This is a genomic window from Deinococcus soli (ex Cha et al. 2016) (assembly GCF_001007995.1).
In the GTDB taxonomy this organism is placed as follows: Bacteria; Deinococcota; Deinococci; order Deinococcales; family Deinococcaceae; genus Deinococcus; species Deinococcus soli.
Map to the genome: position 1 here is coordinate 804,703 of NZ_CP011389.1, position 14,727 is coordinate 819,429.

16 protein-coding genes and 1 tRNA gene are annotated in these 14,727 nt (G+C 72.0%); 7 read left to right on the forward strand and 10 right to left on the reverse strand.

Annotated elements, in window-relative coordinates; genetic code table 11:
• Positions 1-7: 7 nt before the first annotated feature.
• Both SY84_RS03955 and fni read right to left on the reverse strand, forming a co-directional pair.
• On the reverse strand, positions 8-922 hold the full coding sequence (locus SY84_RS03955; protein WP_046842916.1) for an NAD-dependent epimerase/dehydratase family protein: 915 nt from the start codon (positions 920-922) through the stop codon (positions 8-10).
• A 77-nt stretch (positions 923-999) separates the two neighbouring features.
• On the reverse strand, positions 1,000-2,010 hold the full coding sequence (fni, locus tag SY84_RS03960) for a type 2 isopentenyl-diphosphate Delta-isomerase (protein WP_046842917.1): 1,011 nt from the start codon (positions 2,008-2,010) through the stop codon (positions 1,000-1,002).
• A 149-nt stretch (positions 2,011-2,159) separates the two neighbouring features.
• Between fni and SY84_RS03965 the strand changes: the two genes are divergently transcribed.
• Together SY84_RS03965 and SY84_RS03970 are read left to right on the forward strand one after the other, a co-directional pair.
• A tRNA-Met gene (locus SY84_RS03965) sits at positions 2,160-2,236 on the forward strand.
• Between the two features lie 96 nt (positions 2,237-2,332).
• Positions 2,333-2,836, forward strand: coding sequence for a DUF456 domain-containing protein (locus tag SY84_RS03970; protein WP_046842918.1), 504 nt, complete (start codon positions 2,333-2,335; stop codon positions 2,834-2,836).
• A 49-nt stretch (positions 2,837-2,885) separates the two neighbouring features.
• Here the strand turns inward: SY84_RS03970 and SY84_RS03975 are convergent, their stop codons facing one another.
• The 4 genes from SY84_RS03975 to SY84_RS03990 all read right to left on the reverse strand — a co-directional run bounded on the left by SY84_RS03975 (position 2,886) and on the right by SY84_RS03990 (position 6,314).
• Positions 2,886-3,587 (reverse strand): hypothetical protein, encoded by a 702-nt coding sequence (locus tag SY84_RS03975; RefSeq protein ID WP_046842919.1) that lies wholly within the window; start codon positions 3,585-3,587, stop codon positions 2,886-2,888.
• Between the two features lie 213 nt (positions 3,588-3,800).
• On the reverse strand, positions 3,801-4,205 hold the full coding sequence (locus tag SY84_RS03980) for a YkvA family protein (protein WP_046842920.1): 405 nt from the start codon (positions 4,203-4,205) through the stop codon (positions 3,801-3,803).
• Positions 4,202-5,164, reverse strand: a complete 963-nt coding sequence (locus SY84_RS03985) for a CPBP family intramembrane glutamic endopeptidase (protein ID WP_046842921.1) — start codon at positions 5,162-5,164, stop codon at positions 4,202-4,204. The genes SY84_RS03980 and SY84_RS03985 overlap by 4 nt, the downstream gene beginning before the upstream one ends.
• Before the next feature lie 130 nt (positions 5,165-5,294).
• Entirely contained in the window at positions 5,295-6,314 is a 1,020-nt protein-coding gene (locus SY84_RS03990) for a threonine aldolase family protein (RefSeq protein ID WP_046842922.1), read from the reverse strand.
• A gap of 71 nt (positions 6,315-6,385) precedes the next feature.
• Between SY84_RS03990 and SY84_RS03995 the strand changes: the two genes are divergently transcribed.
• On the forward strand, positions 6,386-7,054 hold the full coding sequence (locus SY84_RS03995; RefSeq protein WP_046842923.1) for a hypothetical protein: 669 nt from the start codon (positions 6,386-6,388) through the stop codon (positions 7,052-7,054).
• Positions 7,055-7,063: 9 nt separating this feature from the next.
• On the opposite strand, the gene SY84_RS04000 is transcribed toward SY84_RS03995, so the two are convergent.
• Positions 7,064-9,076, reverse strand: coding sequence for an elongation factor G (locus SY84_RS04000; RefSeq protein ID WP_046842924.1), 2,013 nt, complete (start codon positions 9,074-9,076; stop codon positions 7,064-7,066).
• A gap of 155 nt (positions 9,077-9,231) precedes the next feature.
• Between SY84_RS04000 and mnmD the strand changes: the two genes are divergently transcribed.
• Positions 9,232-9,963 (forward strand): tRNA (5-methylaminomethyl-2-thiouridine)(34)-methyltransferase MnmD, encoded by a 732-nt coding sequence (gene mnmD / locus SY84_RS04005; RefSeq protein ID WP_046842925.1) that lies wholly within the window; start codon positions 9,232-9,234, stop codon positions 9,961-9,963.
• On the forward strand, positions 9,960-10,928 hold the full coding sequence (locus tag SY84_RS04010; protein ID WP_245621403.1) for an NAD(P)/FAD-dependent oxidoreductase: 969 nt from the start codon (positions 9,960-9,962) through the stop codon (positions 10,926-10,928). Before mnmD ends, SY84_RS04010 begins: the two co-directional genes overlap by 4 nt.
• A gap of 205 nt (positions 10,929-11,133) precedes the next feature.
• Here the strand turns inward: SY84_RS04010 and hisH are convergent, their stop codons facing one another.
• Positions 11,134-11,781, reverse strand: a complete 648-nt coding sequence (gene hisH / locus SY84_RS04015) for an imidazole glycerol phosphate synthase subunit HisH (protein WP_046842926.1) — start codon at positions 11,779-11,781, stop codon at positions 11,134-11,136.
• On the reverse strand, positions 11,778-12,365 hold the full coding sequence (gene hisB, locus SY84_RS04020) for an imidazoleglycerol-phosphate dehydratase HisB (RefSeq protein WP_046842927.1): 588 nt from the start codon (positions 12,363-12,365) through the stop codon (positions 11,778-11,780). The genes hisH and hisB overlap by 4 nt, the downstream gene beginning before the upstream one ends.
• A gap of 230 nt (positions 12,366-12,595) precedes the next feature.
• Here hisB and ddrA point away from each other — a divergent pair, with 230 nt between their 5' ends.
• Both ddrA and SY84_RS04030 read left to right on the forward strand, forming a co-directional pair.
• Positions 12,596-13,213: a single-stranded DNA-binding protein DdrA gene (ddrA, locus tag SY84_RS04025; RefSeq protein WP_046842928.1), complete on the forward strand. Its 618-nt coding sequence runs from the start codon at positions 12,596-12,598 to the stop codon at positions 13,211-13,213.
• A gap of 239 nt (positions 13,214-13,452) precedes the next feature.
• A complete protein-coding gene (locus SY84_RS04030; RefSeq protein ID WP_046842929.1) occupies positions 13,453-14,226 on the forward strand; it encodes a methyltransferase domain-containing protein in 774 nt (257 codons plus the stop codon).
• A gap of 3 nt (positions 14,227-14,229) precedes the next feature.
• Here SY84_RS04030 and SY84_RS04035 read toward each other — a convergent pair whose 3' ends face one another.
• On the reverse strand, positions 14,230-14,718 hold the full coding sequence (locus tag SY84_RS04035; RefSeq protein WP_046842930.1) for a hypothetical protein: 489 nt from the start codon (positions 14,716-14,718) through the stop codon (positions 14,230-14,232).
• Positions 14,719-14,727: the final 9 nt, after the last annotated feature.

Genomic DNA, 14,727 nt, shown 5'->3' on the forward strand with positions numbered 1-14,727 from the left:
GGGAGCGTCATGCCGGGACCGCGCCCGGGTCCGGGTGGGCGTCCGGGTTCAGCAGGGCGTTCAGGGCGTCCGTGAAGGTGTGCCGCAGCCTGAAGCCGCTGGCGTGCAGGCGTTCCAGGCTGGCCTGCTGCCACGGCACGTCGCCACTGCGGGGGCTGCCGGGGGCGTCCTCCAGCACCTCGCCGTCGTAGCCGAGTTGCGTGGCGAGGCCGGTCACGATGTCGCGTACGGGCCGGGCCTCGCCGCTGCCGACGTTCACGGCGCCGCCCAGCGCCCCCTGCGGGAGAGCCGTCAGGGCGTGGGTGACGGCGCGGGCGACGTCGCGGGCATCCACGAAGTCCCGGTACGCGCCCAGCGGCCCGAAGCGCACGCTGCGCTGCCCGGCGGCCCGCGCGGCGCGCAGGGTGGCGGCGGCGCGGCCCGGCAGGGTTCCCTCGCCCAGCCCGGCGCCCAGTGGGTTCGTGAGGCGCAGCGCGGCCGCCTGCACCCGCCCGGCCCGCACGGCCTCCTCGATCAGGGCGGTGCCCGCCAGTTTGCTCGCCCCGTAGGGGCTGAGGGGCCGGGCGGGGTCGTCCTCGCGGCTGGCGTGCCCGTGCGGTGTGCGGCCATACTCGGCGGCGGAGGACAGGTGCACCAGGGGCAGGTCGGCGCGCGTGGCGGCGTCCAGCGCGCGCGCGACGAGCAGCACGTTCGCGCGGGTCAGGTCCGGGAGTGTGCCGGCGGTGAGGCCTGCCGCGTTCACGATGGCCTGCGCGCCGCGCGTCAGGCTATCCCAGGTGGCCTCCGGGGCGTCCGTCAGCGCCGCGCCGGACGCCGCACGGACGGTCCAGCCCTCGGCGCGCAGCTGCGCCGCGACGTGACGGCCCAGGAAGCCGCTCGCCCCGATCAGGAGGGCGGTGCGGGGGGTGGGGGATTCGGTCATGCACAACCTCCGAACTGGGAGAGGCGGGCCGGGCGGGGTGTGAAAAATCATACACCACCTCACCCGCCCGGCCCCGCTCAGCCGCGCAGGTCGTCCAGGGTCGCGTACCCGCCCACGAACAGCGCCACCCGCAGCTCGTGGATGAAGTTCGCCAGCCACGCCTCGGCGGCGTCGGCGCTGTGCAGCGCGGGCTCCAGCAGCGGGCGGGCCACCGCGACCACCTCGGCACCCAGGCACAGGGCGCGCGCGGCGTCCAGGCCGGTACGGATGCCGCCCGACGCGATCAGCGGCACACCCGGCGCGGCCAGTCGCGCGTCCCGCAGCGCCTGCGCGGTCGGCACACCCAGGTCGCACAGGTCCGGCGTGCGGACCTCCCCGTGATGCACGAGCTGCTCCACCCGCGCCCAGCTCGTGCCGCCCGCGCCCGCCACGTCCAGCGCCGCGAACCCCAGCGGGGCTGCCAGCGCCGCTGACGCGGCGTCCAGCCCGTGCCCGACCTCCTTGAGGATCACCGGGAAGTCCAGCGCCGGGATCACCTCCGCCAGTCGGTCGCGCAGGCCCGCCCAGCGGGTATCCCCGCCCGGTTGCAGCGCCTCCTGCAGTGGATTGACGTGAATGGCCAGCGCGTCCGCCCCGACCTCCCGCACCGCGCGCCGCGCCTGCTCCGGGCCGTAGCCCAGCAGGAACTGCGCGCCGCCCAGGTTCCCGATCAGGGGAATGTCCGGCGCGACGTTCCGCACCTGAAAGGACGCGGCCGACTCCGGGCGTTCCAGCATCACGCGCTGCGAGCCGAGCATCATGCCGATCCCCAGCCGCTGCGCCGCCACGGCGAGGTTGCGGTTGATGCGGCCCGCCGCCTCGGCCCCACCGGTCATCGCACCGATCAGGACCGGCGCGGCCAGCGGACGGCCCAGAAACGACGTGCGCAGGTCCACGTCCTCCAGGTTGCGCTCGGGCAGCGCCCGGTACGGCCACACCACGTCCTCCAGTCCGGTCGTCTGCCGCGCGTACTGACTGTCGGGCCGCAGGCACGCCTCGATGTGCCGCAGTTTGCGGGTCTGAATGGCAGTCGGTTCGGGCGTACTCACGCCGCCCAGCGTACCCGGCGCCCGGCGCCCGGGACTGTCGCGCGGCACGCCGAGCGCACAGGTGTTGACAGATCCGGAAACGGGAGATACTATTCCTGAGCACTGAACGCGGCAACGCGAAGAAAGAGCGAAAAGAAGAACCAGAGTAACGCAGGGTAGAGCAGTCTGGTAGCTCGTCGGGCTCATAACCCGGAGGTCGCAGGTTCAAATCCTGTCCCTGCAACCAAACGCCCCCACTTCGGTGGGGGTTTCTTCTGTTGTGCCTACCACACGGGACGGCCGCCCCGGGAACGAACGCGCCGCGTGTGGCGTACTGAGGCGCGTGAGTCTCGCGTTCCTGATCTTCCTCGTCGCGTGGGTGATCGGCATGATCGGCACCTTCGTGCCCGCCCTGCCCGCCACCGCCATCATCTTCATCGGCAGTGTCGCCGCCACCCTGGTGGACGGCTTTCAGCCCTGGCCGGACCTACCGTTCCTGATCACCTTCGGGGTCATCACGGTCCTGATCGGCATGATCGACAACGTCGCCTCCGCCTGGGGCGCCCGCAAGTACGGCGGCAGCAAACAGGCTGTGTGGGGCGCCATCATCGGCGGGATCGTGGGCATCCTGCCGATCATTCCCTTCGGCCTGATCGTCGGGCCGCTGCTGGGCGCCCTGACCGCCGAACTGCTGATCGTGCGCAAGGCGCCCATGGACGCGCTGCGCAGCGCCTGGGGCACCCTGATCGGCCTGCTCGCCGGGATCGCCGCGAAGGTCGTCCTGCACCTCCTGATCGGCCTGTACGAACTGTGGCGCCTGTGGGACCCTGCCAAGAGCGTGTTCTGAGAGCATCCCCCCTCTTCCCCGCCCCGCCCACCCGCGGGGCGGTTTTCTTTCAGCGGGCCAGGAGCACGGGGGTGAGCGCGATGAAGCCCACCGCCAGCGCGGGCAGCAGCGGCAACAGCGCGCCCAGCGCCGCGCGGCCCGAGTGGCCCGTCAGTTCGCGGAACGCGACGAACGCCAGCCCGGACTGCACCAGCGGCGCCACCAGCGTGACCACCAGCAGCAGGAACGCCGCCGAGGTCGTCTTCAGGCCCGCCAGCCCCAGCCGCTGCGCCGCGTTCGGGTCCTTCCCCACCGCTGCCAGCGCGTCGGCGGCCGGGCGCCAAGCGCCCTCCGGAATCAGGAAGCTCAGGACGATCACGAGCACGTACAGCGGCGGCAGCAGCGCGAAGGTCGCGCCGAACACCTCCGCCGGGCGACCCGCGCGGCCCGCACCCAGCAGACCCAGGCCCCACATCAACCCGAACGTGAACATGGACAGGAATGCCCCGCCGATCACGTTCAGCGCGTGCGATGCGAGCGGGGACGCGCCGCCCGCCACCTCGGCCGCGAGGTTCACCGCCGGGCGCACCAGCGCCGCGTACGCCCCGCCGGACAGCACCGCCGCGACCGCCACCACACCCAGGTACCGCCACGCGAGCGGCTCGGTCGGCGCGAGCGCACGGGCGAACAGGCGCGGCCCGGCCAGGATCGAGGCGGGCAGCGGCGCCTCGGGAACAGGGGCGGGAGGGGCAGTCGGGCGGGAACGGGCCATCCGCAGCATGCTACCCGCTGACCGGGGCGGGTGCCGGAGTCGGATGCCCTGCCGGTCCGCCCGTCAACCTCCGCCTGTCATACGGATTCCGTCTGTTTCGTTCACAACCCGGAACCACACCGGGTTGCCAACTCCACGCCCGGAACCCGCTTTGCTCCTTCTCGCATCCGCTCGGGTTGAAAGTTTTTGCAAACCTTTCAACCGGAGCCCTTATCAGCCGTTGCGGGCGCGCCACCACGCCCACGCCAGCACGACCAGCGCGACGTACACCAGCACGATCAGCGCCGCGCCCACCGCGCTGCGGGCCAGTTTCTGCGGGTGTGCCGCCGCCTCGCGCCGCGCGTCCGCGAGCACCTCTGGCGGAATCAATCGCAGCGCCACCCACAACCCCGCCGGGACGAGCAGCAGGTCGTCCAGCTGCCCCAGCACCGGGATGAAGTCCGGGATCAGGTCGATGGGGCTCAGCGCGTACGCGAGGACCAGCAGCGCCCACGCCCGCGCGTACCAGGGCGTGCGCGGGTCGCGCGCCGCGAGGCTCAGGGCGAGCAGTTCCGCCTTCAGGTGCCGCGCGAACGCCCGCAGCCGCGCCCACAGGCCAGCACGGGCCGGGTCGGTCATCGCAGCGCGCCGCGCAGGTCCGTGAGCCACTGCGCCACGCCTGGCAGGGTCAGCGCCCCCGCACTCAGGCCGAACAGCAGCATGATCACGAACGCGCCGCTCAGCCAGGGGCCGGGCGCGCTGCGCTCCTGCGGGTCCGCCTTCGGGGTCAGCCACAGGTGCAGCACGACGAGCACCACCGTCCCGAACAGCGCCGCACCCCCGGCCAGCGGCAGGCGCAGCGCCTCGTTCTTCAGCAGTTCGGTCGCCCGCTCCGGGTCGGACGGGAGGCGCCCGGCGAGCAGCGTGCCCAGTCCCACCGCGAGGGTGTTGTTCAGCGCGTGCACGATCACGCCGTTCCACAGGCTGCCCGTGTGCTGCACCACCCTCGCCAGCACGTACGCGAGCGGAATGATCCCCACGATGCTGGCGGGCACCCCGTGCGCCAGCGAGAACACCAGCGTGCTCGTGACCGCCGCCACCGTGAACCCCGCCGCCCGCTCGTGCCCGCGCATCAGCAGGCCCCGGAATGCGACCTCCTCCGCGAAGGGGATCAGGAGGCCCGCCGCGAGCAGCAGCACCCACACGTCCGCCCCCTGACTCAGGAACTGCGGCACCGCGTTCGCGGACGACGGCACCAGCGTCACGAACGCCAGCACGAACGCCCGCGACGCCAGGAACGCCAGCGCGAACGCCGCCAGCGCCACGCCCCATGCGGGCGGCGTCCGCCAGCGCGAATCCCGCAGCAGCGCATTCATCGTGTCCCGGAACGCCGTGAACGCCACGAGCACCACCACCGCGAACGCCCCCAGCAGCGCCAGCCCCAGCGGCGCCCCCACGCCCATCAGCAGCGCCGATACCACGTTCTGCACCAGCAGCAGCGTCAGCGCCGCCCGGTTCCCGCTGACCGCCCGCACCCCGGCGGGCACAGCAGGTGGAACGGGCGGCACACTGGGCGCGACAGGCTCTGGAACGGTCATGCCCCCGAGCCTACCGCGCCCACCCCGCACAGGGCGTCAACGGAAAGTTGAGAGGTGGGAAGTGGGAAGAGCGTGTCCGCGAACTGCGCCCCCATGTCAAGTGTCAAGCCCTCACCGCGCCCCGTCTCCCCTACGCCGTCAGCACGCGGATCGCACCGGCCAGCGCCTCGTCATCCACCTGATGGTGCAGCACGAACCGGACGCTGTCCGGGCCCAGCGCGTTGCACAGGACGCCCTGCTCGGTCCAGCGGGCGGCGTGCGCGGCGGCGTCCGGCACGGCGGCGTAGATGATGTTCGTCTGCACGGCGCTCAGGTTCACGTCGAAGCCCGCGTTCACGAGGGCGTGGGCCAGTTCACGGGTGCGGCGGTGATCCTCCGCCAGCCGCGCGGGGCCCTCGCGCAGGGCCACCAGCGCCGCCGCCGCCAGCACGCCCGCCTGCCGCATGCCGCCGCCCATCATCTTGCGGTAGCGGTGCGCCTGCCGCATCTGGGCCGCGCTGCCGACGAGCACACTGCCCACCGGGGCGCCCAGGCCCTTGGACAGGCACACGCTGACCGTGTCGAACAGGCCCGTCACGTCCCGCAGCGGCACATCCAACGCCACCGCCGCGTTCACCACCCGCGCGCCGTCCAGATGCAGCGGCAGCCCCTCCTCGGTCGCCACCGCGCGAATTCCCGCCAGGACATCCAGCGGGATCACGGTGCCGCCCGCCTTGTTGTGCGTGTTCTCCAGGCTGATCAGCCCGCTGGGCGACTGGTGGATGCTGCGGCGGATCGCGGCGCGCACGTCCTCCGGGGCGGGCACGCCCAGCGGCGCAGGCACGAAGCGCGGCACCACGCCACTGAACGTCGCCATCATGCCCAGTTCCCACTCGTAGATGTGCGAGCCCTCCGCGCAGATGACCTCCTCGCCCCGCCGGGTGTGCAGCGCGATCGCCACCTGATTCGTCATGGTGCCCGACGGCATGAACAGCCCCGCCTCGTGCCCGGTCAGGCGCGCCACCTCCGCCTGCAACTCGTTCACGGTCGGGTCCTCGCCATACACGTCGTCGCCCACCGGCGCCTGCGCCATCGCCTCGCGCATGGCAGGCGTGGGCGTCGTGACGGTATCGGAACGCAGATCGGCAATCAGGCGGGCGGGGTCAGTCATGCCCCGGATGCTACGCCCCGCCGCACCCAAAGTGGGACGCGCACCAGGACAGGAGGTGGTATGCCTGGACGATGCGCCCCTGGCTGCTCCTCCTGCCGCTGCTGGTCGCCTGTCACGCCCCGGCTGGCACCCTCCCGCCGGAACTGGCGCGGCTGGCCGGTCGGGACGCCTGGGTGTACGGCGGCGGCCCGCTGCGCTGCGTCCGGGGGAACGGCACCACCGAGTACACCGTGCCGCTGAGCACCCCGGTCCGGGTCACGCAGGTCGAGCAGACCGGCCCGCGCGAGGTTGAAATCGGCGTGAAAGGACACGTCCGCGAGCAAAGAACGCCGCAGGCCATCATCCTCACCCTCGAACCGCAGGACCCGGTGGAACCCATCTCAGGCAGCAGCGGGAACGGGCCTCTCCCCCGCTGGTGGCAGGGACTGGAGGTGAAGTCCTGCACGACGTTCCGTGTCGCCTTCGTGGACGAGACGCACCTGAACCGCACGCTGAGCTTCACGCCTCCACCAGGTGACGTGCAGCGCCTCAGCAGCCAGCCCCGCGCCTCCAGCGTCGGGCTGAGCGCCACGCAACTCCTGTGGCTGCGCGGCCCGCCCGACGAACCCCTGACCGACGTGGAGACCCTGCGGCGCGCCCCCACCTGGACGGTCATCGGCGGAGTGCCCTACGGAGATCAGGTCACCACCTTCCACAACGGCCGCGTCGTCCGGGAGACCTTCCCGGGCATGGGACCCTGAACGGCTCCGCTACGCCCCGGCGAGTTCGCCCTGCCGCGCCTCGATGATCTTCTTCGCGAGGGGTTCCGGGACGGGCTGGTACCCGTGGGGTTTGAGGCTGAACGCGCCGCGGTCGCCGGTCAGGGAGCGCAGGTCGGCGCTGTAGGTCTGGAGTTCCGCCTGGGGGACGAGGGCGGTGACGACGATGACGGTCCCTTCGGGGTCCATGCCCTGCACGCGGGCGCGGCGGGTCTGGAGGTCGCTGATGAGGTCCCCGGTGAACGAGGCGGGCGCGCGGACGCGCAGTTGCATGATGGGTTCCAGCAGGCCCGGGCGGGCGCCCGTGACGGCGTTTTTCAGGGCGAGGCTTCCGGCGGTGCGGAAGGCGATGTCGCTGCTGTCCACGTCGTGGTAGCTGCCGTCGAGGACGGTGACGTGCACGTCCTGCATGGGGTACCCGGCGAGTGCGCCGCGCTGCATGGCGTCCTGCACGCCCTTCTCGATGCTGGGGATGTACTTGCTGGGAATGGCGCCGCCCACGACGGCGGACCGGAACGCGAAGCCTGGGCCGGGCTCGATGCGGATGCGGCAGTCGCCGTACTGGCCGTGCCCGCCGCTCTGTTTCTTGTGTTTGCCCTGCGCTTCGGCGGGGGCGTGGATGGTCTCGCGGTACGGGATGCGGGGTGGGGTGGTGGTCACGGTGACGCCCTGCGCGGCCAGTTTCTCCACGGCGATGCCCAGGTGCATGTCGCCCATGCCGGACAGCAACTGCTCGCCCGTCTGCGGTTCGCGGGCGTAGTGGAGGGTGGGGTCCTCCTCGCGCAGCTTGGCGAGGGCCGCGCCGAGTTTGTCCTCGTCCTGGCGGGTGGCGGGGTGAATGGCGACGGTGTGGACGGGGTCGGGCAGCCACAGCGGGTCGTACGTGATGGGCCGGGCGGGGTCGGCGAGGGTGTCCCCGGCGTGCAGGTCCGGGAGTTTCGTCAGCACGCCGATGCTTCCGGCGGGCAGTTCGGGCACCTCGGTGAGGTCCTTGCCGTTCGGGACGTACAGGTGCATGGGGCGCACGTCCAGGTCCTGCGAGGTGTTGCGCAGCGTGTCGCCGGGGCGCAGAGTGCCGCTCCACACGCGGACGTACGCGACCTTCCCCACGAACGGGTCGATGGACACCCGCCACACCCGCGCGCTCAGGGGGGCGTCCGGGGTGGGCTCGCGGGTCTGGCCGTCCACGCCGGTCAGCGGGCCGCGTTCACGGGCGCTGCGCAGGCCCCGCACCATCAGGTGCAGCAGCGCGTCCAGGCCCACGCCGGTCACGGCACTGACGGGCAGCACCGGGTAGAGGGTGCCCGCGTGAACGGCCCGCAGGTACGCCGCCTCCAGCTCGTCGTCCCCGATGGGTTCGCCCTCCAGGTAGCGGCCCATCAGGTCGTCGTCCGTCTCCACGATGGCGTCGAGCAGTGCGTCCCGCGCCTCGCGCAGCGCGCCGGTCAGGGTGGGGGGCAGCTCCTGCGGGGGGCTCACCTCGCCGGTCAGGACGTTCACCACGCCCCGGAAGTCTGGCCCCTCCCCCACCGGCAGGAACGTCGCCGCGACCGGCCCCTTCAGGCTGGCCCGCACGTCGGCGAGCACCGTGAAGAAATCCGCCCGGTCCCGGTCCATGCGGTTGACGACCACCACGCGCGGCATGCCGAAACGGTCGGCGGTCGCCCAGGCCCGCTCGGTGCCGACCTCCACGCCGCCCACCGCGCTGACGAGCACGAGCACGCTGTCTGCCGCGCGGATGCCGCCGCGGATCTCCCGCACGAAATCCGCGAAGCCCGGCGTGTCCAGCACCGTCACGTCCGTGCCCTCGTGGGTCAGGCGCAGCACCCCGGTCTGGATCGAGAAGCCGTGCGCCTTCTCCGCGTCCGTGTGGTCGCTGCGGGTCGTGCCGTCCTCCACGCGGCCCATGCGCGAAATGACCCCGCTGCGGTGCAGCAGGGCCTCGGCCAGCGTCGTCTTTCCGGTGCCGCTGTGCGCGGCCAGACTCACGATGCGGTGAGGCACGAAAGATCACCATTCCTTTCCCGGAGACCCCCGGGACGGGCAGCAGCGACCGGCGAACGCACGCGGGCAACAGGGATTGTGGTGCGGCCAGTGTACACCCGGTCAGCGGGCCACCCCCGGCCTCCCCTGCCGCGCCGCCGGGTATCCTGCGCCCCATGAGTGAGGGTTCCGCTGAGGCGCAGGGTGACGTGCTGGTCACGCCGGACGGGTCGCGCACCGCCCTGAACGCCCGGTTCGGCGAGGCGTACGGGTCGCGGCACGGCGCGGCGTCGCAGGCGCGGCATGTGTTCGTGGAGGGCACCGGCACGCACGAGCACCCCGCCCCGCGCGTGCTGGAGGTGGGCTTCGGAGTGGGCGTGAACGCCCGCGCGACCCTGGCCCGCTGCGCGGCGCGCGGCGTGCCGCTGGTGTACCACGCGTTCGAGTTCGACCCGGCCCCCCGCGCCCTGCTGCGGGACGTGGCACGGGGCGGGGAGGCCGAGGCTCACCCCGCGTGGCGGGCGCTGCTGGACGCGTGGCCCGAATCGGGCGGCGGCAGCGGTGAGATCGAGGTCACGGCGGGCGGCGCGACCCTGCGCGTCACGTTCGCTGACGTCCTGACCGCCGACCTGCCCGGCGGCTGGGCGACCGCGCTGTACCTGGACGGCTTCTCGCCGAGCCGCAATCCAGACGTGTGGACGCCGGAATTCACCGCGCGGCTGGCCCACACCCTCGCGCCGGGGGGCGTGCTGGGCACGTACAGCGCCGCCGGGCACGTGCGCCGCTCGCTGGAGGCCGCCGGGCTGCGCGTGGACCGCCGCCCCGGCGCGCCCGGCAAACGCGAGTGCCTGCGCGCGATCCGGGAAATGGGCAGTGGGCAGTGGGCAGTGGAGGAAGGCACGCCTTGAACGTCATCGTGATCGGGGCGGGCATCGCCGGGGCGTCGGTCGCCTATTTCCTGGGCCGGGCGGGCGCGCAGGTCACGGTCGTGGATGCGGGCGCGCACCGCGCGAGCGACGTGCCCAGCGCCCTGATCAACCCGGTGCGCGGCCAGTCGGGCGGCGTGGACGCCCGCGCGCTGGACGGCATGCGCTTCACGTGGACGCTCCTGCGCGACCTCAAGGCAGCGGGGCACGCGGTCCCGCACGCGCAGTTGGGCGTGCTGCGGCCCATCCCGGACGACCGCGCCCGCGCCCGCTTCGAACGGAACCTCCCCGCCGCGCTGAATCACGCGTGGCTGAGCTCGGCAGACGCGCCGGAACCCCTGGCGCCCGGCTGGGGGCACGTCCTGCACCTCCCAGACGGCGGGTGGGTGGACGGCCCCGCCTTCACCCGCGCCCTCGTGCAGGCGTCTGGCGCGCAGGTCGTCACCGGACGCGCGCAGGACTGGACGGCCCGCACCGTCACCCTGGCAGGCGGGGACACCCTGAGCGGGGACGCCGTGGTGTTCTGCGGGGGTTCGGTCGGCGTCACGTGGCGCGGCGAGGCCGCCACGCACCGGCGCGGCACCCTCCTGACCCTCGACCGGGCCGTCACGCGCGTGCCCCTCAGCTTCGGCGCGTACCTTGCCCCGGACGCGCGCGGCGGGGTGCTCGGCGCGACCTTCGAGACCCCCTCCCCCACCTGGACGCCGGATGGGTTGCCCCTGGCGTCGCTGGGGTGGCTGCTCGGCAAGGGCGCCGCCCTGACCGACCTGCGCGGCGCGCGCGTCACCGGGCACTGGACCGGTACGCGCCTCTCCGGCCTGAACGCCGGACCGCAGGGGGGCGGCACGTGGTGGCTGACTGGTCTGAGCAGCAAGGGCTTCCTGCTCGGGCCCCTGCTCGCGGCTGAACTGGCCAGCGAATTGATGAGCGCGGCCCGGCCCGGCTGACGCTCAGGGCCCGAGGGGAGCCGGTGGATGGGTTGAGCCGTTCCCCTCAGTGGGTTTGCAGCTCCCGCTCACAGCGGTTTCCAGTTCCACCCTGGGGGCAGGAGCACGCCCCAGGGCTCCACGTTCAACCGCTGTCCTTCTCAGCTGCTCGCTCCGCTCGATTCAGAGGTCTCGGGAACCCCGTCAAGACCTCTGAATGCTGCCGTCAGTTCGCCAAGACGTTGCGGCGGAAGCGTTCGAGGATGGCGAGGCCGACAGCGCCACTTTTTTCCGGGTGGAACTGCGTGGCGTGGAGGTTGCCGTGGCTGAACGCGGCCCAGAAGGGCACGCCGTACTCGGTGATCGCCCCGGCGTCCACGTCCACGGTCAGGGGCACGTAGTAGGAGTGCACGAAGTACGCATACGCCGGGCACGCGAGGTCATTCAGCAGGGGGCTGTCGCCGACCTTGTCGAGGCTGTTCCAGCCCATCTGCGGCACCTTGCGCTGCGCGTCACCCTGGAAGCGCAGGACGGTGCCGGGGATGAGGCCGAGGCCCTGCACGCCGGGCGCTTCCTCGCTGCCCTCGAGGAGCATCTGCATGCCGACGCAGATGCCCAGGATGGGCGTGCCGCCCCGCGCAGCGTCGAGGACGGGCTGGCGGAAGCCGCTGGTGTCGAAGGCGTCCATGACCTGCCGGAAATGCCCCTGTCCGGGCACGACCAGCGCGCGGGCGCCGGGCACGTCGGCGGGGTCGCTGCTGACGCGCACGGTCATGCCTGCGCGTTCGAGGGCCTTGGCGGCGCTGCGGACGTTCCCGGCGCCGTAGTCGAGCAGCAGGACCTCGGGGCGGCCCTCGGTGATAGGTGCGCTCACAGGCTGCCCTTGGTGCTGGGCATGGTCTGGGAGGTGACCTGCACGGCGTCCCGCAGGGCGCGCGCGACGGCTTTCACGATGGCCTCGATGACGTGGTGCGCCTCGCGGCCCGCGAGGAGGCGGACGTGCAGGGTGATGCCCGCGTGGTTGCACAGGCCGCGCAGGAATTCGCGCAGGTGGTAGTGGGTCATGCCGCCCGCGTCGCCCCAGACGTTCAGCGTCTCGGGTTCGAAGGCGAGGTGCGCGCGGCCCGACAGGTCGAGGACGACGTGTGCGAGCGTTTCGTCCATGGGGACGAAGGCGCTGCCGTACCGTTCGATGCCCTTGCGGTCCCCGAGGGCCTGCCTGAGGGCCTGCCCGAGGGTGATGCCGGTGTCCTCGATCAGGTGGTGCGGTTCGATGTGCAGGTCGCCCGCAGCGCGCACCGTCAGGCCGATGCGGGCGTGGCGGGCCAGGGCGTCAAGCATGTGGTCCAGGAAGCCGTGCCCGGTCTGGGGGTGCTCGTAGCTGGTCGTGTCGAGGTCGAGCGTGACGGTGATGTCCGTTTCGCTGGTGGTTCGGGTGACGGTGGCCGTGCGGCTCATGCCCAGCATGCTAGGGGACGCGGAGGGGTGCGTGTGTGGCCTTGTCGATGGAAGGGGCGTGGTGGGACGGATCGGTCGGGGGAGATGAGACGCGGTGAGCCCTGTGCTGTCCGCTCATGGCTCAGAGCTGAGATCCGTGCTGGATGGGCTGTCACGCCGACTTGCTCCTCTGTCCAACCAGCCGGTTATTCTGTCTTGACCGTAATTCCATTCTGTTATAAACTAAACGCATGAAACTGAGCGATGTTCAGAAACGACTTCAGGCCCCGTTTCCCGCTCACATGGTGGCGTGGAAACCAGCGGCCTTCAACCGGGACCGCAGCCGCGCGCTGATGCTGGCGCACATCGACGCCCGCGCGGTGCAGGACCGCCTGGACGCCATCTGCCCCGACGCCTGGAGTTTCGAGATCGAGGTTGTCCCCGGCACCCGCCAGCCCACCGTGAAGGGCCGCCTGACCGTCCTGGGCGTCACCCGCGAGGACATCGGCGAGGCCCCCGAGGGCGACCTGGGCACCCTCAAAGCAGCCAGCAGCGACGCCCTGAAACGCTGCGCCGTGCACTTCGGCATCGGCCGGTACCTTTACGACCTGCCCAAGACCTGGGCCGACTGGGACGACGCCAAGCGCGCGCCCACGCAGACGCCTGAACTGCCCGACTGGGCCCGCCCGGACCACGAGCGCACGCCCGGCGGCGCGCACCTGATGCAGGCCATGGAGCAGCTGCGCTACGAACTGCCCGAGGATCTGGACCTTCAACGCGAGGTGTACAAGCACCTGAAGGCCGCGCTGGGCAGCCTGCACCCCGCCCCGCCGCAGCCCACGCCCCAGCACCCTGGACGGGCCGCGTGATCCGCCGCGACCGGGACGAGAACGCCCACGCGCAACCCGGTCGTCTGCTGACCGCGATCCTCAGCGTGCTGCTGCTGATGCTGCTGGGCGGCACCCTCGCCCGCCTGCTGTAACCCCCGACCTGAACATCGCCCGACCGCCCGCGCACCTGCTGCCGGGCGGGCTTTCCATCCACGCCCCGCGCACTGTCACCACTGCGGTACGCACATTCCGCACAGCGCCCCGCCTACGCTGAGCCCATGACGTGGAACCCCGACCAGTACCACCTCTTCCGCGAGGCCCGCAGCGCCCCCGTCCGCGACCTGCACGCCCTGATCCCCGATCAGGCCTACGACAGCGTCATCGACCTGGGCTGCGGCACGGGCGAACACACCCTCACGCTCGCGCGGCGCTTCCCACAGGCGCAGGTCACCGGCCTCGACCAGAGCGCCGAGATGCTGGAGCGGGCCCAGGCGCAGCAGGCCCCCAACCTCCGATTTCAGCAGGGCGACCTGGGCAGCCTGGACGACACGTACGACCTGATCCACGCGAACGCCTCGCTGCAGTGGGTGCCGGACCACCCCGCGCTGCTCGCGCACCTGTGGACCCACCTGCGCCCCGGCGGCGTACTGGCCGCGCAGGTGCCCGCCAATCACGACCACCCCAGTCACCGCCTCCTGACCGACACCGCGCTGGACTTTCAGGACGAACTGGGCGGGTACGCCCGCTTCGGCACCGCGCACGGCGCGTCCCCGGTCCTTCCCCCTGCCCACTACGCGGAACTGCTCGACGAACTGGGCGGCGTGGATATCACCGCCCTCAGCAAGGTCTACCCCGTCCTGCTGAGCGGCGCGGACGGTCTGATCGACTGGACGAGAGGCACTGCCCTCGTCCCGTACCTCAGCCGCCTGACCGACGACGGGCAGCAGCGCTTCCTGGCTGCCTACCGCGAACGCCTCCACGCCGCCTATCCCGGCGGGCGCGTGTACTACGCCTTCACCCGCACGCTGTTCACCGCGCGCCGGCCCGCCTGAGCGTCAGTTCAGGAAATCGGCGGGATCGGGTTCCTGCTGCGCCATCTGCGGCGTGAGCAGCATCAGGACGTGCATGATCTTGCCGCGCTTGTCCTTCACCTTGCCGTCCATCAGGTACAGGCCTCTGAACATGCCGTCCCCGAGCGTGTACAGGTTGGCCGTCTGACCGTCCCTCTTCGCGGCCCGCACGAACTTCAGGCTGCGCGCTCCGAAGAACTCACCGGGCTGCCCCTGCGGTTCGACCAGCATGACCGCCCAGTGGTTGGTGCTGAGCTTCGGCATGTAGATGAACATCAGCCCCTGCACGGGCACGCCCCGTGGCGCAACCCAGGCGCGCATAACCATCTCGCCCATCACGTTCGTGTCCATCAGGGGGGTCTGCCCCGACTGCCCCGAGGCGATGCTCCAGACCGCCTTCGAGTAGTCGGCGGCCTGGGACGCTCCGGTCAGGGTGAGCAGGCTCAGGGCACAGGTGAGAACGGCGCGGCGCATGAGGGGCAG

Excerpts from the sequence above, each read along its gene's own strand:
- hisB (WP_046842927.1), bottom strand. The coding sequence starts at position 12,365 with ATGAGCCGCACGGCCACCGTCACCCGAACCACCAGCGAAACGGACATC.
- SY84_RS04030 (WP_046842929.1), top strand. The coding sequence starts at position 13,453 with ATGACGTGGAACCCCGACCAGTACCACCTCTTCCGCGAGGCCCGCAGC.
- ddrA (WP_046842928.1), top strand. The coding sequence starts at position 12,596 with ATGAAACTGAGCGATGTTCAGAAACGACTTCAGGCCCCGTTTCCCGCT.
- mnmD (WP_046842925.1), top strand. The coding sequence starts at position 9,232 with ATGAGTGAGGGTTCCGCTGAGGCGCAGGGTGACGTGCTGGTCACGCCG.
- SY84_RS03995 (WP_046842923.1), top strand. The coding sequence starts at position 6,386 with ATGCGCCCCTGGCTGCTCCTCCTGCCGCTGCTGGTCGCCTGTCACGCC.
- SY84_RS03975 (WP_046842919.1), bottom strand. The coding sequence starts at position 3,587 with ATGGCCCGTTCCCGCCCGACTGCCCCTCCCGCCCCTGTTCCCGAGGCG.
- SY84_RS03985 (WP_046842921.1), bottom strand. The coding sequence starts at position 5,164 with ATGACCGTTCCAGAGCCTGTCGCGCCCAGTGTGCCGCCCGTTCCACCT.
- SY84_RS03955 (WP_046842916.1), bottom strand. The coding sequence starts at position 922 with ATGACCGAATCCCCCACCCCCCGCACCGCCCTCCTGATCGGGGCGAGC.
- SY84_RS03990 (WP_046842922.1), bottom strand. The coding sequence starts at position 6,314 with ATGACTGACCCCGCCCGCCTGATTGCCGATCTGCGTTCCGATACCGTC.
- SY84_RS03980 (WP_046842920.1), bottom strand. The coding sequence starts at position 4,205 with ATGACCGACCCGGCCCGTGCTGGCCTGTGGGCGCGGCTGCGGGCGTTC.
- SY84_RS04035 (WP_046842930.1), bottom strand. The coding sequence starts at position 14,718 with ATGCGCCGCGCCGTTCTCACCTGTGCCCTGAGCCTGCTCACCCTGACC.